The following is a 16,997-nucleotide window of genomic DNA, read 5'->3' as shown; positions in this document are numbered from 1 at the left end:
TCTTCTGATGAGCGACAGCACCATCCGCTGGGAGCAGGACGCCGACGGCGTCGTCACGCTCACCCTCGACGACCCCTCGTCGTCGGCGAACACCATGAACGACGCGTACGTGACCTCGATGGGCGAGACCGTCGACCGGCTCGAGCGCGAGAAGGAGTCCGTCCGCGGCGTCGTCCTGACCAGCGCCAAGAAGACCTTTTTCGCCGGCGGCAACCTCGGCAGCCTGATCCAGGCGACGCCGGAGCGCAGTGACGAGGTGCTGGCGCAGGTCACGCTGGTGAAGCGCCAGCTGCGCCGGCTGGAGACCCTCGGCATCCCGGTCGCCGCGGCGATCAACGGCGCTGCCCTCGGCGGTGGCCTGGAGATCGCGCTGGCCTGCCACCACCGCATCGTCCTCGACGACCCGAAGGTCAGGCTCGGCTTTCCCGAGGTCACCCTCGGGCTCCTGCCCGGTGGCGGCGGGATCGTGCGCTCGGTGCGGCTGCTCGGCCTGACGACGGCGCTGCTCGAGCTGCTGCTCCAGGGCCAGCAGATCCGCCCTTCGAAGGCGATGGAGCTCGGGCTGGTGCACGACCTGGCCGCCGACCCCGACGAGCTGCTCGCCAAGGCGCGCACGTGGGTCCTGGACAACGAGACCGCGCAGCAGCCCTACGACGTCACGGGCTACAAGGTGCCCGGCGGCACGCCGTCGTCGCCGTCGCTGGCGTCGACCCTGCCGGCGTTCCCGGCCAACCTCACCAAGCAGCTCAAGGGCGCGCCCTACCCGGCGCCGTACGCGATCCTGTCGGCGGCGGTGGAAAGCCTGCAGGTCGACGTCGACACCGCGTTCACCGTCGAGGGCCGGTACTTCGTCGATCTCGTCGTCGGCCAGATCTCGACCAACATGATCCAGGCGCTGTGGTTCGACCTGAACCGCATCAACGGCGGGTCCTCCCGACCCGACGGCGTGGACCCGTACGCCGCGCGCAAGGTCGGCGTCCTGGGCGCCGGGATGATGGGTGCAGGCATCGCGCACGCCTTCGCCAAGGTCGGCGTCGACGTCGTCCTCAAGGACGTGAGCACCGAGGCCGCCGAGAAGGGCAGGGCGCACGTCGCCTCGTCGGTGGGCAAGCAGGTGTCCCGCGGTCGCATGTCGCAGGAGAAGGCGGACGCCGTCCTGGCCCGCATCACGCCGACCGGCGACGCCGCCGACCTGACCGGCTGCGACGTCATCGTCGAGGCGGTCTTCGAGGACCAGGCGCTCAAGCACCGGGTGCTGAGCGAGGCGGAGGCCAATGCCCTGCCGGACGCGCTGCTCGCCTCCAACACGAGCACGCTGCCGATCACCGGCCTCGCCGAGGGCGTGCAGCGGCCGGACGACGTCGTGGGCATGCACTTCTTCTCGCCGGTGGACAAGATGCCGCTGGTCGAGCTGATCGTGGGAGAGCGGACGTCGGACGCCGCACTCGCCCGCGCCTACGACGTCGTCCGGCAGATCGGCAAGACGCCGATCGTCGTCCAGGACAGCCGCGGCTTCTTCACCAGCCGCGTCTTCGGCACGATGGTGCTCGAGGGCGCGGCGCTGCTCGCCGAGGGCCTGGCGCCGATGAGCGTCGAGCGGGCCGCGCTGCAGGCCGGCTTCCCGGCCGGGCCGCTCACCCTGCTCGACGAGGTGACGCTCACCCTGCCGCTGAAGATCCGCGACGAGGCCGCCAAGGCAGGGGCGACCGACGACCACCCGGGGGTGGCCGTGTTGAGGGCGCTGGTCGAGCAAAGCCGCACCGGCAGGTCCGCCGGCGAGGGGTTCTTCGACTGGGAGCCGGAGAAGCGGGTGTGGCCGGGGCTGACCGAGCTGTTCCCGACGACCGACGCCGTGCCGTTCCGAGATGCGCAGGAGCGGCTGCTGTTCGCCATGGCCGTCGAGACGGCCCGCTGCGTCGAGGAGAAGGTGCTCAACTCCGTCGAGGACGCCAACATCGGCTCGATCATGGGCATCGGCTTCCCGCCGCTCTACGGGGGAGTGCTCCAGTACGTCGACCAGTACGCGGGCGGCGTCGCCGGGTTCGTGGCACGGGCCGACGAGCTGGCCGCCGCCTACGGCGAGCGGTTCCGCCCGCCGGCGATCCTGCTGGAGCGCGCGGTGCCGGCCGGCAGCCTCCGCGCAGCGGTGGCGAGCTGACCTCGTCCGCGACCCCGGAGACCCGCCCGCCGATCCGCCGCACGCAGGCGGAGCGGCGGGCGGCCACCCGGGCTGCCCTGGTCCGGGCCGCGGTGGAGTGCCTGGTCGAGCTCGGCCACGCCGGGACGACGACGCAGGAGGTGCAGCGCCGCGCCGGCGTCTCCCGCGGGGCGCTGACCCACCACTTCGCCACCAAGTCCGACCTGGTGCTCGCAGCCATGGACGAGCTCTACGAGGAGTTCAGCCGCAGCGTCCGGGAAGCCGCCGTCGACCTCCCCGAGGAGCCGGCCGCGCGGGTGCGCCAGGGCATCGAGCTGGTCTGGCAGCGCTTCCACGGGCCGCTGTTCGTCGCCGCCATGGAGCTGTGGACGGCGGCGCGCACCGACCCCGAGCTGCGGGCGGCGCTGCTGCCCCACGAGCGGCGGCTGGGCACGCAGCTGCGCCGCCTGGCCGTCGAGGTGTTCGGCGGGGAGGTGGCCGGGCACCCGTCGGCCGAGGCGCTCTACCAGGTGCTGCTCACCTCGATGCGCGGCCAGGCGATGACCTTTGCGCTGCAGCCCGACGCGCCTCGCACCGGCCCGTACCTGCAGCACTGGGGCACGATCGTCGAGGCCTTCACGCCGCCGTCCTCCTCCTGACCGCGGGGTCCGGCCCTTCTGGGAAGGTGACGTCCGCACATCGGCGTCAGAGGGGCGAGGAGCGGGTCGGGCCATGGCAACCACGGCGCTGCTCGTGCTCGACCTCGTCGGCACGTTCGCCTTCGCCCTCAACGGCGCCCTGACCGCGCTGCGCGCCACCCGGCTCGACATCGTCGGGGTGGTCACCCTGGGCATGATCACCGCCCTGGGGGGCGGCACCATCCGCGACGTCTTCCTGGACAGCTTGCCCCCGGCCACGTTCCTCGACTGGCGATACCTGGCCGTGGCCGCCGGCGGGGGGCTGATCGCGTTCTTCTCCGGTCGCCACCTGGAACGGCTCAACGGGCCGATCAACGTCCTGGACGCCGCCGGGCTGAGCCTGTTCGCCGTCACCGGCGCCCTCAAGGCGGTCGACCTCGGCTTCGGCCCCGCGCAGGCGGTCATCGTCGGCGTGCTCACCGGCGTCGGGGGCGGCACGATCCGCGATGTGCTCATCCGCCAGGTGCCGTCGGTGCTCAGCAGTGGGCTCTACGCCGTCCCGGCGCTCGTCGGGGCAACCGTGGTCGTCGTCGCCGACGTGCTCGGCGCCCGGGGGGCGGTCGCCGCCATCGGTGCCGCCGCCGTGTGCTTCGCCATCCGGATGGTCGGCGTCCACTTCGACGTGAACGCGCCGTTCCCGCCGGGCAGCCGGCCGCCCGAGGACCCCTGACCGCCGACGCGCTGATGCGCATGAACGCGGTTCTGCCGCACCGATAACCGCATTCATGCGCATATCGTCGAGAAGGGGAGCGACGCTCCGGATCAGGCGAGCAGCAGCTTGGCGACGATCTCGGTCATGATCTCGTTCGTCCCGCCGCCGATGCCGAGGATCCGGCTGTCGCGGTAGTGCCGCTCGACCTCCGACTCGCGCATGTAGCCCAGCCCGCCGTGCAACTGGACGGCCGCGTCGACGACGACGTCGCAGGCGGCGACGGCGGTGTTCTTCGCCATCGCCACCTGGCTGAACACGTTCTCGCCGGCCAGCCAGGAGTCGATCACCGCGCGGGTGTAGACGCGGGCCACGTCGGTCTGCCGCGCCATCTCCGCGACCTTGTGCTGGACCACCTGGCGGCTGGACAACGGGCGGCCGAAGGTCTTCCGCTCCTTGACCCACGAGAGCGTGAGGTCCAGGCAGCGCTGGGCGGTCGCGTAGGCCTGCACGGCCAGGCTCAGCCGCTCGGCGGCGAACTGGCCCATGATCGCGTAGAAGCCCTCGTTCTCCCTGCCGATCAGGTTGCCCACCGGCACCCGGACCTCGGAGAAGGCGATCTCAGCGGTGTCCGAGCACAGCCAGCCCATCTTCTCCAGCGGCGCCGACACGGTCAGGCCGGGCATGCCGCGTTCGAGCAGCAGCAGCGACACCCCGCCGGCGCCGTCGCCACCGGTGCGGACGGCGACGGTGAAGAAGTCGGCCCGGGTGGCCGAGGTGATGTAGAGCTTCGCGCCGTCGACGACGTACTCGTTCCCGTCGCGGACCGCGCGGGTGGTGATCCCGGCGACGTCGGAGCCGCCGTCGGGCTCGGTGATCGCCAGCGACACGATCTTCTCGCCGGCCAGGACCGGGCGGGCGACCCTGTCGATCAGCTCCGGGTTCCCGGTCTCGACGAGGTGGGGCAGGCCGATGCCGTGGGTGAACAGGCTCGCGACCACGCCGCTGGACCCGCCGTTGCCGATGATCTCCTCGGCGATCACCCACGTGTCGATCGGGCTGCCGCCCTGGCCGCCGACCTCCTCGGGGAACCCGACGCCGAGCAGCCCGGCGGCCGCTGCCTTTCCGTGCAGCTCGCGGGGGAGCGCGCCGGCCTCCTCCCACTCGGTCAGGTGCGGGGCGATCTCGGTCACGGTGAAGCGGCGGGCCGACGCCCGCAGAGCCCGGCGCTCGTCGGTGTCCCAGGCGGTCACGTCTCTCCCTCGCTGCCGGGTGTCGACACGTCGATGTGTCGACTCCACATCGTGATCGGTGCGTTTCATCTTGTACGGTATCGCTCAAGATTTCCGGCGACGGAAGGTGCGGCCATGAGCGTGCAGCGCGTGTACGCCGGGATGAGCGCGGAGGAACGCACCGCCCGTCGTCGCGAGCAGTTCCTCGCCGCCGGCCTCGAGGTCTTCGCCGACCGCGGCTGGGCGGCCAGCACCGTCTCCGACGTGTGCAGGGCCGCGACGCTCAGCCCGCGGTACTTCTACGAGCTCTTCGGCGGCCGCGAGGACCTCTTCCTGGCCGTCACCGGCCGGATCGCCGAGCAGGTAGAGGGCACCGTGCGCACCGCCGTCGCGGCACCCGCGCCCGACGCGCAGGCGCGGGCCCGCGCCGTGCTCGGCGCCCTCGCCGTCCACTTCACCGCCGATCCCCGGACCGTGCGCGTCGCGCTCATGGAGTCCCTCGCCACCGAGCAGTTCCGCGCGCACCGCCGACACCTGCTGGAGTCCTTCAGCAGTCTCGCCGCGCGCCTCATGCGCTCGCTCCGGGACGACGGGGGCACCGCGCCCGGCCTGGAGGTGCGTGCCGCCGTGCTGACCGGCGGACTGGTCGAGCTGATCATCGCCTACGCCTCGATGCCGGCCCGCGTGCCGATGGACGACCTGCTCGACCAGCTCACCGCCCTCTACGCCGCCGCCGCGCGGCTCTGACCCCCGTGCGCGGAGATCCGTTGCCCGACGAGTCGCGCATCCCTGTCCTGGCCGGGTCGGGGCAGCTGCGTGCCAACCGTGAACGCGCCGTCGCCGACGCGCGCGAGCCGCTGGCGCTGATGACCGAGGCGCTGGAGGCCGCCGAGCGCGACGCAGGCGTCCCCGGTCTGCTGCGCCGGGCGGATGCGGTCCTCGCCGTCCGGGTGGCCAGCTGGTCCTACGCCGACCTCGCCGCAGCTGTCGCGAGGCGGATCGGTGCACGGCCCCGCGTCTCGGAGAACACCGCCCTGGGCGGACACCCCCCCGCCCGGCTGCTCGAGCGGGCGGCCGCGGCGATCGCCGCCGGGGACAGCGAAGTGGCGGTGATCGTCGGCGGCGAGGCGCAGGCCTCGGTCGGTGTCCTCGGCAGGGCGGGGGTCGACCCGGTCGCGGAGCTGGGCTGGTCGGCGGAGCCGGGCGGCGCGCCGGAACTCAATCCCGGCGAGCTGGGCACCGCCGAGCAGCTCGCGGCCGGCTTGTTCCTGCCGACCCGGGTGTACCCGCTCTACGAGAACCGGCTGCAGGCCGATCTCGGGCTGACCCCGCAGGAGGGCGCGGCGTGGTCGGCGCGGCTCTACAGCGACTACAGCCGGGTCGCGGCGGCGCACCCGGTGGCCTGGAACCGCGAGGAGCTGGCGCCCGCACAGGTGGGTACTGCCGGCGTGGGGAACCGGATGATCTGCGAGCCCTATCCGCTGGCGATGAACGCCATGCCGCACGTCGACCAGCCCGTCGCCGTCGTCGTCACCTCGCTGGCAGTCGCGCGCGCGGCCGGTATCCCGGAGGAGCGGCTCACCTACGTGTGGGGCGGCGCCGGGGCCGACGACCTGCCCGACCCGCTGCGGCGCACCGGCTTCGGCCGGTCCGAGGCGCTCGGCGTGGCGCTGGACCGGGCGCTCGAGCGGACGGGGACGAAGGCATCGGACCTCGACGCGATCGACGTCTACAGCTGCTTCCCGGTGGTGCCCAAGCTGGCGGGCCTGCACCTGGGGCTCGACCGGCACGCCGTCCTCAGCGTCGCGGGCGGGCACTCGTCGTTCGGCGGTCCGCTGAACACCTACTCGCTGCACGCGATCGCCACGCTGGCCCAGCGGCTGCGCGGGACGGACGCGACCGGCCTGGTGCACGCCAACGGTGGCTACCTCAGCTACCAGCACGCCATCGTGCTGGCCGGCCGCCCTCATCCGGAGGGCTACGTCGGGGATCCGGAGCCGGAGCGGATCGCACACCCCGACGCGCCGGTCCTGGCCGACGCCGCCCCGCTCGCCGCCGACGGCACCGACCTCGTGGTCGAGACGCTGACGGTCGAGCACGGCCGGTCCGGCGGCCCCGAGCAGGCCTTCGTCGTCGGCCGGACGCCGGACGGCGCGCGCGTCGCCGTCCCGACCGCGCCGGGCGACACCGAGGCGGCCGCGGCGTTCTCCCTCGCCGCCCTGCCGGAGGGCACGACCACCCACGTGGGCCGCACCGTGCGGCTGTCCCTGCGCGACGGCCGGCCCGTCGTCACCGTCCCCGGAGATGTCGCATGACCGACCAGCCCGGTGCCCTGGTGTCCGCCGAGCAGCGCCGAGCCCTCGTGGACCGCGAGCTGGCAACCGCAGGGTGCGCGCGGTGACCAGGGTCGCGATCATCGGTTCCGGCTTCGGCGGGATCGCCGCCGCCGTACGCCTCGAGCAGGCCGGGGTCTCCGACGTCGTGCTGTTCGAGAAGAGCGACGACGTCGGCGGCGTCTGGCGCGAGAACACCTATCCCGGCGCCGCCTGCGACGTGCCGTCGCACCTCTACTCCCTGTCGTTCGCGCCGAAGGCGGACTGGTCGCGCCGGTTCGCGCCGCAGGCGGAGATACACCAGTACCTGCGCGACGTCGCCCGCGACTTCGACGTCCTCCGGCACATCCGATTCGGCACCGAGGTGCTGTCCGCCGCCTTCGACGAGACCACCGGCACCTGGCGGCTGTCCCTTGCCGGCGGAGCCGAGCACGAAGCCGACGTCCTCATCACGGCGACCGGGCAGCTGAGCCGCCCGAGCACGCCGGCGATCGTCGGGCGAGACCGGTTCGAGGGGACCATGTTCCACTCGGCGCAGTGGGACCACGACCACGACCTCACCGACGAGCGGGTCGCCGTCCTCGGGACCGGGGCCAGCGCCGTCCAGTTCGTGCCCGCCATCGCGCCCCGGACGGCGAGCCTGACGGTCTACCAGCGCTCCGCGCCGTACGTGCTGGCCAAGCCCGACCGGGCCTACCGCGGGCGGGCGAAGCAGGCCTACGCACGCGTGCCCGGGCTGCTGCGGCTGTCCCGCGAGGGCAACTACCTCTCCAACGAGCTGCGCTCCCTGGGCTTCAACACCGAGCCGCGGCTGCTGTCGGCGCACAAGGCCCGGTACCGCAGGCACCTGCACGCGTCGGTGCCCGATCCGGTGCTGCGGGAGAAGCTAACGCCCACCGACCCGATGGGCTGCAAGCGCATCCTCCTGTCCAACGACTGGTACGACGCCCTGCAGTTGCCGCACGTCGACGTCGTCACCGACCGGATCGCCGAGGTGCGGCCGCACTCGATCGTCACCGCCGACGGCACCGAGCGGGAGGTCGACACGATCGTGCTCGGCACCGGTTTCGCCGCGACCGAGTTCCTCGCGCCGATGCAGATCACCGGCCGCGACGGCCGCGACCTGCACGAGCAGTGGAAGGACGGCGCCAGCGCCTACCTCGGCACCGTCGTCCCCGGGTTCCCCAACCTCTTCGTCCTCTACGGCCCGAACACGAACCTCGGGCACAACTCGATCCTCGTGATGCTCGAGGCGCAGATCGGCTGGGTCGTGCAGGGCGTCCGCGCGCTGGCCGACGGCCGGGCCCGGTGGCTGGAGATCCGGCGCGACGTCGCCGAGACGTTCGACTCCTGGGTGCAGGAGCGGGCGGGGCACACAGTCTTCGCCGGCGGCTGCCGCAGCTGGTACCTGACCGAGAGCGGCCGCAACACGCAGAACTGGCCGGCCTCCACGCTCACCTTCCGTCGCCGGCTGCGGCGGCTCCGGCTCGAGCAGTTCGAGCCGGCACCCCCGGCGATGACCGGAGGGGCCCGTGCCTGAGGCCGAGCACACCGTTGTCGTGGTCGTCGGCAGCGGCTTCGGTGGCAGCACCGCCGCCCTGCGGCTGACCGAGAAGGGCTACCAGGTCACGGTGCTGGAGGCCGGACGGCGGTTCGCCGACGATGACCTGCCGAGGACCTCCTGGGACCTGCGCCGCTCGCCGTGGAGGAGCAGAGTGCGTCCACGGCCCAGGCGCAGGACGCGATCGTCGGGGCCTCGCGCGAGGCGACCCGGATGGCCGCCGACCTGCAGAGCATCGTCCACGGGGTCTGACCCGCGAGATCTGCACGCCCGTCCACTTCGGGTCCTGACGGGGGATGGCTGCTGTGCGGGCGGAGGCGCGGGATACCCGCGGTGGCCCCGCCGGTCAACCGCGCGGTCTCCGGGGGCGGGGCAGCGTCGAGGGTGGCGGAGAGGCGTCGTCCTCGCCCGTGGCGGTGTAGTCGATGCGCGCCCACACATGCTTGCGGTCGTTCTCGGCCGTCCAGCCGTGGGCCGCGCACAACCGGGCGACCAGGTAGAGGCCGAGCCCTCCCTCGGCAGCATCCCGGCCGACGGCCGGGACGGGCGGCCGGTCGACGGCGGCGTCGGTGACGTCGATCAGCCAGCCGGTGCCGGTGTCCACGACGGTGACCCGCACCGGCGCCTGCCCGTGCCGCAGCCCGTTGGACGTCAGCTCCTCGAAGGCCAGCAGCAGCCGCTCGACGTCGTCGTCCGTGGCGCCGGGCGGACGCGCACCGTCGAGCAGCGCGGCGTGCAAGCGCACGCGCAGGGCGGTCAGGTCCGCCGCGGTGGCCGGCGCGCCTTCCCAGCGATCCGCGGCCGAGGTGGTGGCCCGCTGCGGTGGTGGCCGGCGCGCCCACAACGTCTGGCTCATGCCCTCCGCTCCGGACTCGGGGCGTCCGACGAGCGGACGCTCCGACACTCTAGGTGATCGCCTCCGGCATCGCCTGCTGCGGCGGTCGAGGCCAGTGCGGGGTGGGTTCGCTGCGCGAGGAACAGCCTCGGTGAGCGAGGTCGCCGAGTCACCGGCCGAGGGCGGCTGCCTCACCTACACCTGCGGCACGATCACGGTCACCGACCGTCCCTCGACGTCACGATCGCCCCCCGCACCGCGTCTGGTGGACGCACCAGACCGCCCTTCATCGGCTCGAGGCGCACCGGCCGACGTCCGCGCGACGGTCTCGGCGGCCAGCTGGACGACCTCGCCGACCACCCAGACGGCAGGTGGGCGGATGTGCTCGTCGCGGATCGTCGTCCCGAGGTGCTCGAGGGTCGTCCGCACCGTGCGCTGGCTCGCCGTCGTCCCGTCGGTCACGACCGCGACGGGCGTCGCGGTCGGCCGGCCGTGGTCGATCAGCGTGGCCGCGATGGCGGCGGCGTTCTCGACCCCCATGAGGACGACGACGGTGCCCCGCAGGCGGCCGATCGAGGACCAGTCGACCAGGGACTGCGGATGCCCCGGCGGAAGGTGCCCGGAGATGACGACGAATTCGTGCGTCAGCCCGCGGTGGGTCACGGGTATCCCGGCGACCGCCGGTACCCCTACCGCGCTGGTGACACCGGGGACCACCTCGACCGGGATTTCCGCGGCGGCGCACGCGAGGAGCTCTTCCATCCCGCGGCCGAACACGAACGGGTCGCCGCCCTTGAGCCGGACAACGTACTTGCCGGCACGCGCGCGGGAGACCAGCAGAGCGTTGATCTCCTCCTGGGCCATCGAGCGCCCGCGTGGCAGCTTGGAGGCGTCCACGACCTCGGCTCCCGGCCGCAGAACGCCCAGCAGTGGCCACGGGGCCAGGTGGTCGACGACGACCACGTCGGCCTGCGACAGAGCCTGCTGTCCGCGCACGGTGATCAATCCGGGGTCGCCCGGACCACCACCGACGAGCACGACGCAGCCGGTGAGGCCCTCTGCGGCACCCTGCTCCTCGCAGTGCCGGTCGCGTCCGGCGGTGGCCTGGACGACGGCGCTGGACAGTTCGTGGGATTCGGTGCGCGTGCAGAAGATGTGCCTGGAGTCGGCCTCCGCTGCGACCTTCGCGTCGACGCCTGCGTCGCCGGTGGCCGCTACGGCGTACCAGGCGCCGTCGAGATCTCCCTCGGTGAAGGTCCGGCGGATCCACGACACGCCCCCGGAGATCGCCAGCGCGTCCAGCGCAGGGGTGAGTGCGGGACTCACGACGGCCACGTCGGCACCCACTGCCAGGAGCCCGGCTGTCTCCCGGTGCGCGGTCGGTCCGCCGCCGACGACGACCACGCGCCTCCCGAGCAGCCGGAGCCCCACCGGGAGGACGGCCGTGGAGCTCCGTGCCTGAGGAGCGGTTGTCACATGGTCTCCTCGCATGTCGGGACGGGATGCAGGATCTCGGTGAGGGCGGCGGCGAAGGCTCGCGAGACGGCGGGCTCACGGACGGCCACGCGCAGGTGGTCACTCGTCAGGCCGGGGAAGGTGTCCCCGCGGCGCACCGCCCAGCCCCGTCGCCGGAGCTCCTCCCGCACCCGCAGCCCATCGGGGGCGCGGAGAAGGACGAACGACGACCGCGGGTGTCCCTCCACCATCACGGAGGAGGGCAGGGTCTCCAGCAGGACCTTCCGCCAGCGGTCGAGCTGCCGGGCAGCGTCGTGGGCCTCGGCGCGAGCGGTCGGCGTCGTGCACGCGACGAGCGCCGCGAGGGCGGGTGTCGAGACCGGCCAGTGCGGTTGCTGCGCCGCGAACAGCGCCATCAGATGTGCCGGGCCGAGCGCGTAGCCGACCCGCAGGCCGGCCAGTCCCCAGGTCTTGGTCAGGCTGCGGACGACCACCAGCCCGGGGAGGTCCCGCCGGGTCGCGAGGGACTCCGGTTCGCCGGGAACCGTGTCGGCGAAGGCCTCGTCCACCACGAGCACCCGACCAGGCCGGGCCAGGGCGGCGACGTCGGCCGCCCGGTGGAGCACGGACGTGGGGTTCGTCGGGTTGCCGAGAACGACGAGGTCGGCGTCCTCGGGCACAGCGGACGGATCGAGCCGCCAGCCATCCCTGGACCCGAGGACGACGCGGGTGACCGGGTGCCCGGCGGCCCGCAGTGCGGCCTCCGGCTCGGTGAACGAGGGATGGACGACGGCGGCGAGGCGCGGCTGCACGGCCCGGGCGACGAGGACGAACGTCTCGGCGGCGCCGGCGGTGAGCAGCACCTCGTCAGGGGGGCGACCGTGGGCGGCGGCGACCGCGACGCGTGCCGGCGCTGGATCGGGATAGGCCGCCGAGGCGTCGATGGCCGCATGCAGGACGGTGCGCAGCCAGTCCGGAGGGGCATCGGCCCGCACGTTGACGGCGAGATCGATGAGGCCAGGAGCCAGTTCGGCATCGCCGTGGTGGCGCAGGTCCGTCACGGCGTCCACGGATCGCTCCTGCGGTGCGCTCCGCTCCTCGCTCGATCCTCGCTGCGATGCTCCCTCCCTGTCGGCGACCGCCTCCCTGCGACGCTCACGCAGCTGTCCGCTCACGGCCACCGCGACAGTCACCCGGCCGTGCACCGTTTTTCGCACGGCGAGCGTGTCGCCGTGCAGAAGAGCCGCGGCCTCCGCCACGGACGGACTACCCACGGCTGTGGCCACCCGGTCGGACGGCGTGGGCACCCGGACGTCGGCCAGGGCGGTGGCCGGATGGCCGACCAGCTCCCATCCCCGCCGGGCTGCCGCGTCCTGCAGTCCCGGTTCACCTGCCCGCACGTCGAGGGTCGCCAGCCGGACCCGGGTCACTCCGTCGGGCAGCACCGCGTCCACGGCGGCGAGCACCTCATCCGCGCTCACCCCGGTCGACGTGCCCACCCCGACGGTGATCACCTGCGCACGGCCGGGGACTCCGGGAGGGCGGCCAGCAGGCCGGCGGCGTCCCGGGGTATCGCGTCGACGGGCAGCAGCCCGAGCGCACGAAGCCGGGCACCGACGGCCAGCGCCCACGGCCGGTCGAGCCGGGCGCGCCCCAACAGCGGACGGTCGTCCAGCACGTCGTCCGGTCGTCCTTGCACGACGGTCCGGTCCACCACTACGGCGACCTCGTCGGCCCACCGCAGCGCGAGGTCGACGTCGTGGGTGCTCATGACCACGGTGGAGTCGTGATCCTGCAGCCGCGCCAACGCCGCGAGCGTCTCCGTGACAGCGGACGGGTCGAGGCCGGCGGTCGGCTCGTCCAGGAGGAGCACGCAGGGGCGCATCGCCACGGCGCCTGCGATCGCCACCCGTTTGCGCTCCCCGTAGGACAGCTGGTGGGTGGGCCGGTCGCCCAGGTGATCGACGGCAAGCAGGTCCAGGGCTTCGGCCACGCGGGCGCGGACCTCCGCCTCGTCGAGCCCCAGGTTCAGGGGGCCGAACGAGACGTCCTGTGCGACCGAGGCGCTGAACAGCTGATCGTCCGGGTCCTGCAGCACGAGCTGCACGGTCTGGCGGTGCGCGCGCAGCCCTCGGCGGGAGTGCTCCAACTGTGTGCCGTCCACGGTGACGGCGCCGGCTGTGGGGCGCAGCGCGCCGGAGAGACAACGCAGGAGCGTGGTCTTGCCGGAACCATTGGCGCCGAGCACGGCCAACCTGCGCCCGGCAGGCACCGTGAGCGACGCACCGTCGAGGACCCGCGCGCCGCGCTCGTAGCCGACAACCAGCCCCTGGGCGGCCAGCGACCGGTGACTCATGCGATCGCCAGCGAGGCCGCGACAATACCGGCCAGGCCGGCGCCGGTGGTGACGAGGAAGGCGCGCGAGGAGGGCAGCGCCTCGGGCAGCACCCGCAGGCCGGTCTCGAGACCCCGGCCGGCCAGCCCCGCCTGCATGCGGCGGGCGCGGTCCCAGGAGCGGGTGAGCACCGCGGCGGCGAGCACGCCGGAGGAGCGGTACGAGCGGCGCAGCGACGAATAACCCATGCGCGCGGTCTGCGCCTCGCGGATCGTGCGAAGGCTGTCCAGCAGCACGAACAGCAGCCGGTAGACGACCGACGCCACCTCGACGACCGCCTCGGGCACCCGCATCCGGCGCAGCGCGGGCAGCAGGTCCGACATCGGCGTGGTCGTCGCGAGCAGGAGCACGGCGGCGCTGCCGGCGAGCGCGTGCCCGGCCAGCGATCCGGCCCGGGCCGCGGCGTCGGGCGCCCAGCCGATCCCGTCGCCGTCCACCGCCACGACCGCGGTCAGCGCGCCGACGGTGACGAAGGCCAGCGGCAGGCGGACCGCCCGGCCGAAGGTGCGGGCCGGGACCCGGGCCGGGCCGAGCGCCAGCCCGACCGCGACGAGTCCGACGAGCACGCTGCCGGGCCAGGCCGGCAGGAGGAGGGCACATACGACCAGACCGCCGCAGAGCAGCAGCTTGTCGCCAGGGGAGCGGTGTCGCCAGGCGCTGGTCCAGGCGGCGTCGTCGACCGCCAGTCCCGTCACGGCGCCGGGCTCCCCGGCCCTGGCTTCTCCTGCGCGAGCCGCCGGCCGCGCAACCGGCCGAGGACGTAGCCGAGCACGCCGCCGCCGATCGCCGCCTGGAGGGCGAACAGCCCCGACTCCACCTCGCCGGCGGGGCTGAAGACGGACTCGAACCAGGGCGTGTGGCCGTCGGCCTCGAGGTCCGCGGTGACGGCGGCGTCGGTGCCTCCGTACTCGGACGTGCCACCGTCGAGGAGCAGCGGGACCGCGAACAGCGCCACGACCGCGACGACGAGAAGGGCGTTGACGAGGGGGCGGCGGCTCATGCGGCATCACCGGCGGTCGTCGTCGGCGCGGGCTGCAGCAGGCCGAGCCTTTCCAGCTCCGGCCGGGCGTTGACCGTCAGGACCCGGAACAGCAGGACGCCGAGCAGCCCCTCGCCGATGGCGAGCGGGATCTGGGTGACGGCGAAGATGCCCAGGAACTTCGCCGCGGCACCCGCCAGGCCGCTGCTCGCGTCGGGGAAGGCCAGCGCCAGCTGCAGCGACGTGGTGACGTAGGTGGTCAGGTCGGCCAGCACCATGCCGGCGAACACGCCCGGCAGGAGCCCGCCGCCGAATGCCCGGATGAGCCGGTAGGCGCCGTACCCGGCCCAGGGCCCGACGACGGCGAAGGCGAACGCGTTCGCCCCCAGCGTGGTGAGCCCGCCGTGCGCCAGCAGCAGCGCCTGGAAGAGCAGGACGACGGTGCCGAGCAACGCCATCACCGGCGGCCGGAACAGGATCGCGCCCACCCCGGTGCCGGTCGGGTGGCTGGAGCTGCCGGTGACGGACGGGAGCTTGATGGCGCTGAGCACGAAGACGAACGCACCGGCCGCGCCCAGCAGCAGTGTGGACTCCGGGTTCTCACGCACCTCCTTGACCACAGCCCGGGCGCCGTGGACCACGAACGGCGCGGCGGCCACGGTCCAGCCGACGGCGTGGGACGCAGGCAGGAATCCCTCAGCGATGTGCATGCTGCAGCCCCTCCGTGAGCCGCACGGCCGCGGCGACGAACCGGGAGGCCATCCTCGGGGAGCCGGCCCAGTGCAGGTGCAGGTAAGAGGCGTGCACCCCACCGGCCACGAAACCCTCGGGCCGGGCGGGGCCCTGGCCACCTTCCGGCCACTGCCAGGCGGGCGTCGCGCTCGCGGCCGGCTGAGCGTGGGTGCGATGGAATTCGTGGCCGCGCACCCGCGTGCCCGCCGGGGCGAGCACCGAGTCGGCCGGCGCCACGGCCGCGCGGTAGCCAAGGGTGAGCCGCGGGGACATCGCCGTCCGGACGTCCAGGACCCCGCACATCGGGACGCCGTCGAGCTCGCGGGCCAGGTACAGCAGCCCCGCGCACTCCGCGGCGATCGGCGCCCCGCGGGCGGCGAGCGCGGCGACGTCGGCGCGCAGGGTCTCGTTGGCCGACAGCTCGGCGGCGTGGACCTCGGGAAAACCGCCGCCGACGACCAGGCCCGCCGTCCCGGCGGGAAGGGCTTCGTCGCGCAGCGGGTCGACGGTCACCACGTCAGCACCTGCGGCGGCCAAGAGCTCGGCGTTCTCGGCGTAGCTGAAGGTGAAGGCCGGCCCGCCGGCGACGGCGATCCGTGGCCGGCCCGGGACGGTGCGCACCTCCGCGGCCGGGTCCCACGGCGTGGCGTCGAGCGGAGGAGCGGTGCGTGCCAGGGCCAGGACGGCCTCCAGGTCGACCCCGTCTGCGACGACGTGCCGGAGCCGGTCGACGGTCGCGAGCGCCTCTGTCGAGCGCTCCGCGGCCGGGACCAGGCCCAGGTGCCGGGACGGGGTGCGCAGCTGGTCGAGCCGGTGGATCGCGCCCAGGACGGGCACTCCCGAGGCGCCGAGCGCCTCCCGGAGGATCTCCTCGTGCCGGTCGCTGCCGACCCGGTTGAGAACCACCCCGCCGAGGCGCACCGCCGGGTCGAAAGTGGCGAAACCGTGCACCAGGGCGGCAACCGAGCGAGCCTGGGAGGCGGCGTCGACGACGAGGACGACGGGGGCCTGGAGCAGCGCCGCGACGTGCGCGGTGGAGGCGAAGCCGGGCTTGACCGAGGGGTGCGCTGCCCCGTCGAACAGGCCCATGACGCCCTCGATCACGGCCACGTCGGCCGGGCGGGGATGCAGCGCGCCTCGGAGGAACAGCGGGACGATCCGCTCCTCCCCGACGAGCCACGGATCGAGGTTGCGGCCCGGTCGCCCGGCGGCCAGGCCCGCGTAGCCGGGGTCGATGTAGTCCGGACCGACCTTGTGGGGGGAGACGGCGAGCCCACGTGCCGTGAGCGCCGCGACCAGTCCGGTGGCGATCGATGTCTTCCCCGCGTTGCTGGACGGTGCGGCGAGCACGATCCGTGGAACCCGCCTGACCCCGGTCACCACTCGATCCCCCGCTGGCCCTTCTGACCGGCGTCCATCGGGTGCTTGACCTTGGTCATCTCGACCACCAGGTCTGCGGCCTCGACCAATGCGGGATCCGCGCTCCGGCCGGTGATCACCACGTGCTGGGTGCCGGGACGGTCGCGCAGCGTCGCCACCACGTCGTCCACGTCCACCCAGCCCCACGTCATGGGGTAGGTGAACTCGTCGAGGACGTAGAAGCGGTGCGCCTCCGCAGCCAGGTCGCGCTTGATCTGCGCCCAGCCCTCGGCGGCGTCGGCGGCGTGGTCGGTTTCGGTGCCCTGGCGGCGCGACCAGCTCCAGCCGCTGCCCATCTTGTGCCAGACGACCGGTCCCCCCTCGCCGGTCTGCTCGTGCACCCGGCCCAGTGCGGTCAGCGCGCTCTCCTCGCCGACCTTCCACTTGGCGCTCTTGACGAACTGGTAGACCGCGACCGGCCAGCCCTGGTTCCAGGCGCGCATCGCCATGCCGAACGCGGCGGTGGATTTTCCCTTCATCTCACCGGTGTGGACGACCAGCAGGGGACGGTTCCGTCGCTGTCGCGTGGTCAGTCCGTCGGCGGGAACGGACTCGACCTGTCCCTTCGGCAC

At 73.6% G+C, this 16,997-nt stretch carries 16 protein-coding genes and 1 pseudogene; 7 read left to right on the top strand and 10 right to left on the bottom strand.

What is annotated here, in order from left to right; genetic code table 11:
- Positions 1 to 7: 7 nt before the first annotated feature.
- The 3 genes from FHU33_RS17400 (at position 8) to FHU33_RS17390 (ending at position 3,505) form a co-directional block, all read left to right on the top strand.
- Entirely contained in the window at positions 8 to 2,158 is a 2,151-nt protein-coding gene (locus FHU33_RS17400; protein ID WP_142026461.1) for a 3-hydroxyacyl-CoA dehydrogenase NAD-binding domain-containing protein, read from the top strand.
- Entirely contained in the window at positions 2,155 to 2,796 is a 642-nt protein-coding gene (locus FHU33_RS25085; protein WP_342778685.1) for a TetR/AcrR family transcriptional regulator, read from the top strand. The genes FHU33_RS17400 and FHU33_RS25085 overlap by 4 nt, the downstream gene beginning before the upstream one ends.
- A gap of 73 nt (positions 2,797 to 2,869) precedes the next feature.
- Positions 2,870 to 3,505: a trimeric intracellular cation channel family protein gene (locus FHU33_RS17390; protein ID WP_142026459.1), complete on the top strand. Its 636-nt coding sequence runs from the start codon at positions 2,870 to 2,872 to the stop codon at positions 3,503 to 3,505.
- Between the two features lie 92 nt (positions 3,506 to 3,597).
- Here FHU33_RS17390 and FHU33_RS17385 read toward each other — a convergent pair whose 3' ends face one another.
- Positions 3,598 to 4,737: an acyl-CoA dehydrogenase family protein gene (locus FHU33_RS17385; RefSeq protein ID WP_211355167.1), complete on the bottom strand. Its 1,140-nt coding sequence runs from the start codon at positions 4,735 to 4,737 to the stop codon at positions 3,598 to 3,600.
- Between the two features lie 114 nt (positions 4,738 to 4,851).
- Here FHU33_RS17385 and FHU33_RS17380 point away from each other — a divergent pair, with 114 nt between their 5' ends.
- From FHU33_RS17380 to FHU33_RS26260, 4 genes and pseudogenes are all read left to right on the top strand, one after another.
- Positions 4,852 to 5,463, top strand: coding sequence for a TetR/AcrR family transcriptional regulator (locus FHU33_RS17380; RefSeq protein WP_170182496.1), 612 nt, complete (start codon positions 4,852 to 4,854; stop codon positions 5,461 to 5,463).
- Between the two features lie 20 nt (positions 5,464 to 5,483).
- Positions 5,484 to 7,031 (top strand): acetyl-CoA acetyltransferase, encoded by a 1,548-nt coding sequence (locus tag FHU33_RS17375; protein ID WP_142026456.1) that lies wholly within the window; start codon positions 5,484 to 5,486, stop codon positions 7,029 to 7,031.
- Positions 7,032 to 7,113: 82 nt separating this feature from the next.
- Positions 7,114 to 8,589, top strand: a complete 1,476-nt coding sequence (locus FHU33_RS17370) for a flavin-containing monooxygenase (protein ID WP_211355166.1) — start codon at positions 7,114 to 7,116, stop codon at positions 8,587 to 8,589.
- Positions 8,582 to 8,689, top strand: a pseudogene (locus FHU33_RS26260) (NAD(P)-binding protein); the annotation flags it as partial. The gene FHU33_RS17370 and the pseudogene FHU33_RS26260, both read left to right, overlap by 8 nt.
- A 267-nt stretch (positions 8,690 to 8,956) precedes the next feature.
- On the opposite strand, the gene FHU33_RS17360 reads toward FHU33_RS26260, so the two are convergent.
- From FHU33_RS17360 to cobO, 9 genes are all read right to left on the bottom strand, one after another.
- Positions 8,957 to 9,466 (bottom strand): ATP-binding protein, encoded by a 510-nt coding sequence (locus FHU33_RS17360; protein WP_142026454.1) that lies wholly within the window; start codon positions 9,464 to 9,466, stop codon positions 8,957 to 8,959.
- Positions 9,467 to 9,640: 174 nt separating this feature from the next.
- Positions 9,641 to 10,921, bottom strand: a complete 1,281-nt coding sequence (cobA, locus tag FHU33_RS17355) for a uroporphyrinogen-III C-methyltransferase (RefSeq protein ID WP_246063764.1) — start codon at positions 10,919 to 10,921, stop codon at positions 9,641 to 9,643.
- Positions 10,918 to 12,414, bottom strand: a complete 1,497-nt coding sequence (gene cobC, locus FHU33_RS17350) for an Rv2231c family histidinol phosphate aminotransferase CobC (RefSeq protein WP_170182495.1) — start codon at positions 12,412 to 12,414, stop codon at positions 10,918 to 10,920. Before cobC ends, cobA begins: the two co-directional genes overlap by 4 nt.
- The gene (locus FHU33_RS17345; RefSeq protein ID WP_142026451.1) at positions 12,411 to 13,256 is read right to left on the bottom strand and encodes an energy-coupling factor ABC transporter ATP-binding protein; all 846 of its coding nucleotides are present in this window, start codon (positions 13,254 to 13,256) and stop codon (positions 12,411 to 12,413) included. The genes cobC and FHU33_RS17345 overlap by 4 nt, the downstream gene beginning before the upstream one ends.
- Positions 13,253 to 13,990 carry a cobalt ECF transporter T component CbiQ gene (gene cbiQ, locus FHU33_RS17340; RefSeq protein ID WP_142026450.1) on the bottom strand — a complete coding sequence of 246 codons (738 nt, stop codon included), beginning with the start codon at positions 13,988 to 13,990 and terminating at the stop codon, positions 13,253 to 13,255. The genes FHU33_RS17345 and cbiQ overlap by 4 nt, the downstream gene beginning before the upstream one ends.
- Positions 13,987 to 14,295 (bottom strand): energy-coupling factor ABC transporter substrate-binding protein, encoded by a 309-nt coding sequence (locus FHU33_RS17335; RefSeq protein ID WP_142026449.1) that lies wholly within the window; start codon positions 14,293 to 14,295, stop codon positions 13,987 to 13,989. Before FHU33_RS17335 ends, cbiQ begins: the two co-directional genes overlap by 4 nt.
- A complete protein-coding gene (locus FHU33_RS17330; RefSeq protein WP_142026448.1) occupies positions 14,292 to 14,984 on the bottom strand; it encodes an energy-coupling factor ABC transporter permease in 693 nt (230 codons plus the stop codon). The genes FHU33_RS17335 and FHU33_RS17330 overlap by 4 nt, the downstream gene beginning before the upstream one ends.
- Positions 14,971 to 16,386: a cobyrinic acid a,c-diamide synthase CobB gene (locus tag FHU33_RS17325; RefSeq protein WP_142026447.1), complete on the bottom strand. Its 1,416-nt coding sequence runs from the start codon at positions 16,384 to 16,386 to the stop codon at positions 14,971 to 14,973. Before FHU33_RS17325 ends, FHU33_RS17330 begins: the two co-directional genes overlap by 14 nt.
- On the bottom strand, positions 16,383 to 16,997 hold the full coding sequence (cobO, locus tag FHU33_RS17320; protein WP_142026446.1) for a cob(I)yrinic acid a,c-diamide adenosyltransferase: 615 nt from the start codon (positions 16,995 to 16,997) through the stop codon (positions 16,383 to 16,385). The genes FHU33_RS17325 and cobO overlap by 4 nt, the downstream gene beginning before the upstream one ends.

It is taken from the genome of Blastococcus colisei (assembly GCF_006717095.1).
GTDB classification, from domain to species: Bacteria; Actinomycetota; Actinomycetes; order Mycobacteriales; family Geodermatophilaceae; genus Blastococcus_B; species Blastococcus_B colisei.
The sequence above is the reverse complement of the archived record's forward strand: the minus strand, read 5'-3'. Positions and strand labels throughout refer to the sequence as shown.

Excerpts from the sequence above, each read along its gene's own strand:
- FHU33_RS17380 (WP_170182496.1), top strand. The coding sequence starts at position 4,852 with ATGAGCGTGCAGCGCGTGTACGCCGGGATGAGCGCGGAGGAACGCACC.
- FHU33_RS17345 (WP_142026451.1), bottom strand. The coding sequence starts at position 13,256 with ATGAGTCACCGGTCGCTGGCCGCCCAGGGGCTGGTTGTCGGCTACGAG.
- FHU33_RS17400 (WP_142026461.1), top strand. The coding sequence starts at position 8 with ATGAGCGACAGCACCATCCGCTGGGAGCAGGACGCCGACGGCGTCGTC.
- FHU33_RS17390 (WP_142026459.1), top strand. The coding sequence starts at position 2,870 with ATGGCAACCACGGCGCTGCTCGTGCTCGACCTCGTCGGCACGTTCGCC.
- FHU33_RS17330 (WP_142026448.1), bottom strand. The coding sequence starts at position 14,984 with ATGCACATCGCTGAGGGATTCCTGCCTGCGTCCCACGCCGTCGGCTGG.
- FHU33_RS17360 (WP_142026454.1), bottom strand. The coding sequence starts at position 9,466 with ATGAGCCAGACGTTGTGGGCGCGCCGGCCACCACCGCAGCGGGCCACC.
- FHU33_RS17335 (WP_142026449.1), bottom strand. The coding sequence starts at position 14,295 with ATGAGCCGCCGCCCCCTCGTCAACGCCCTTCTCGTCGTCGCGGTCGTG.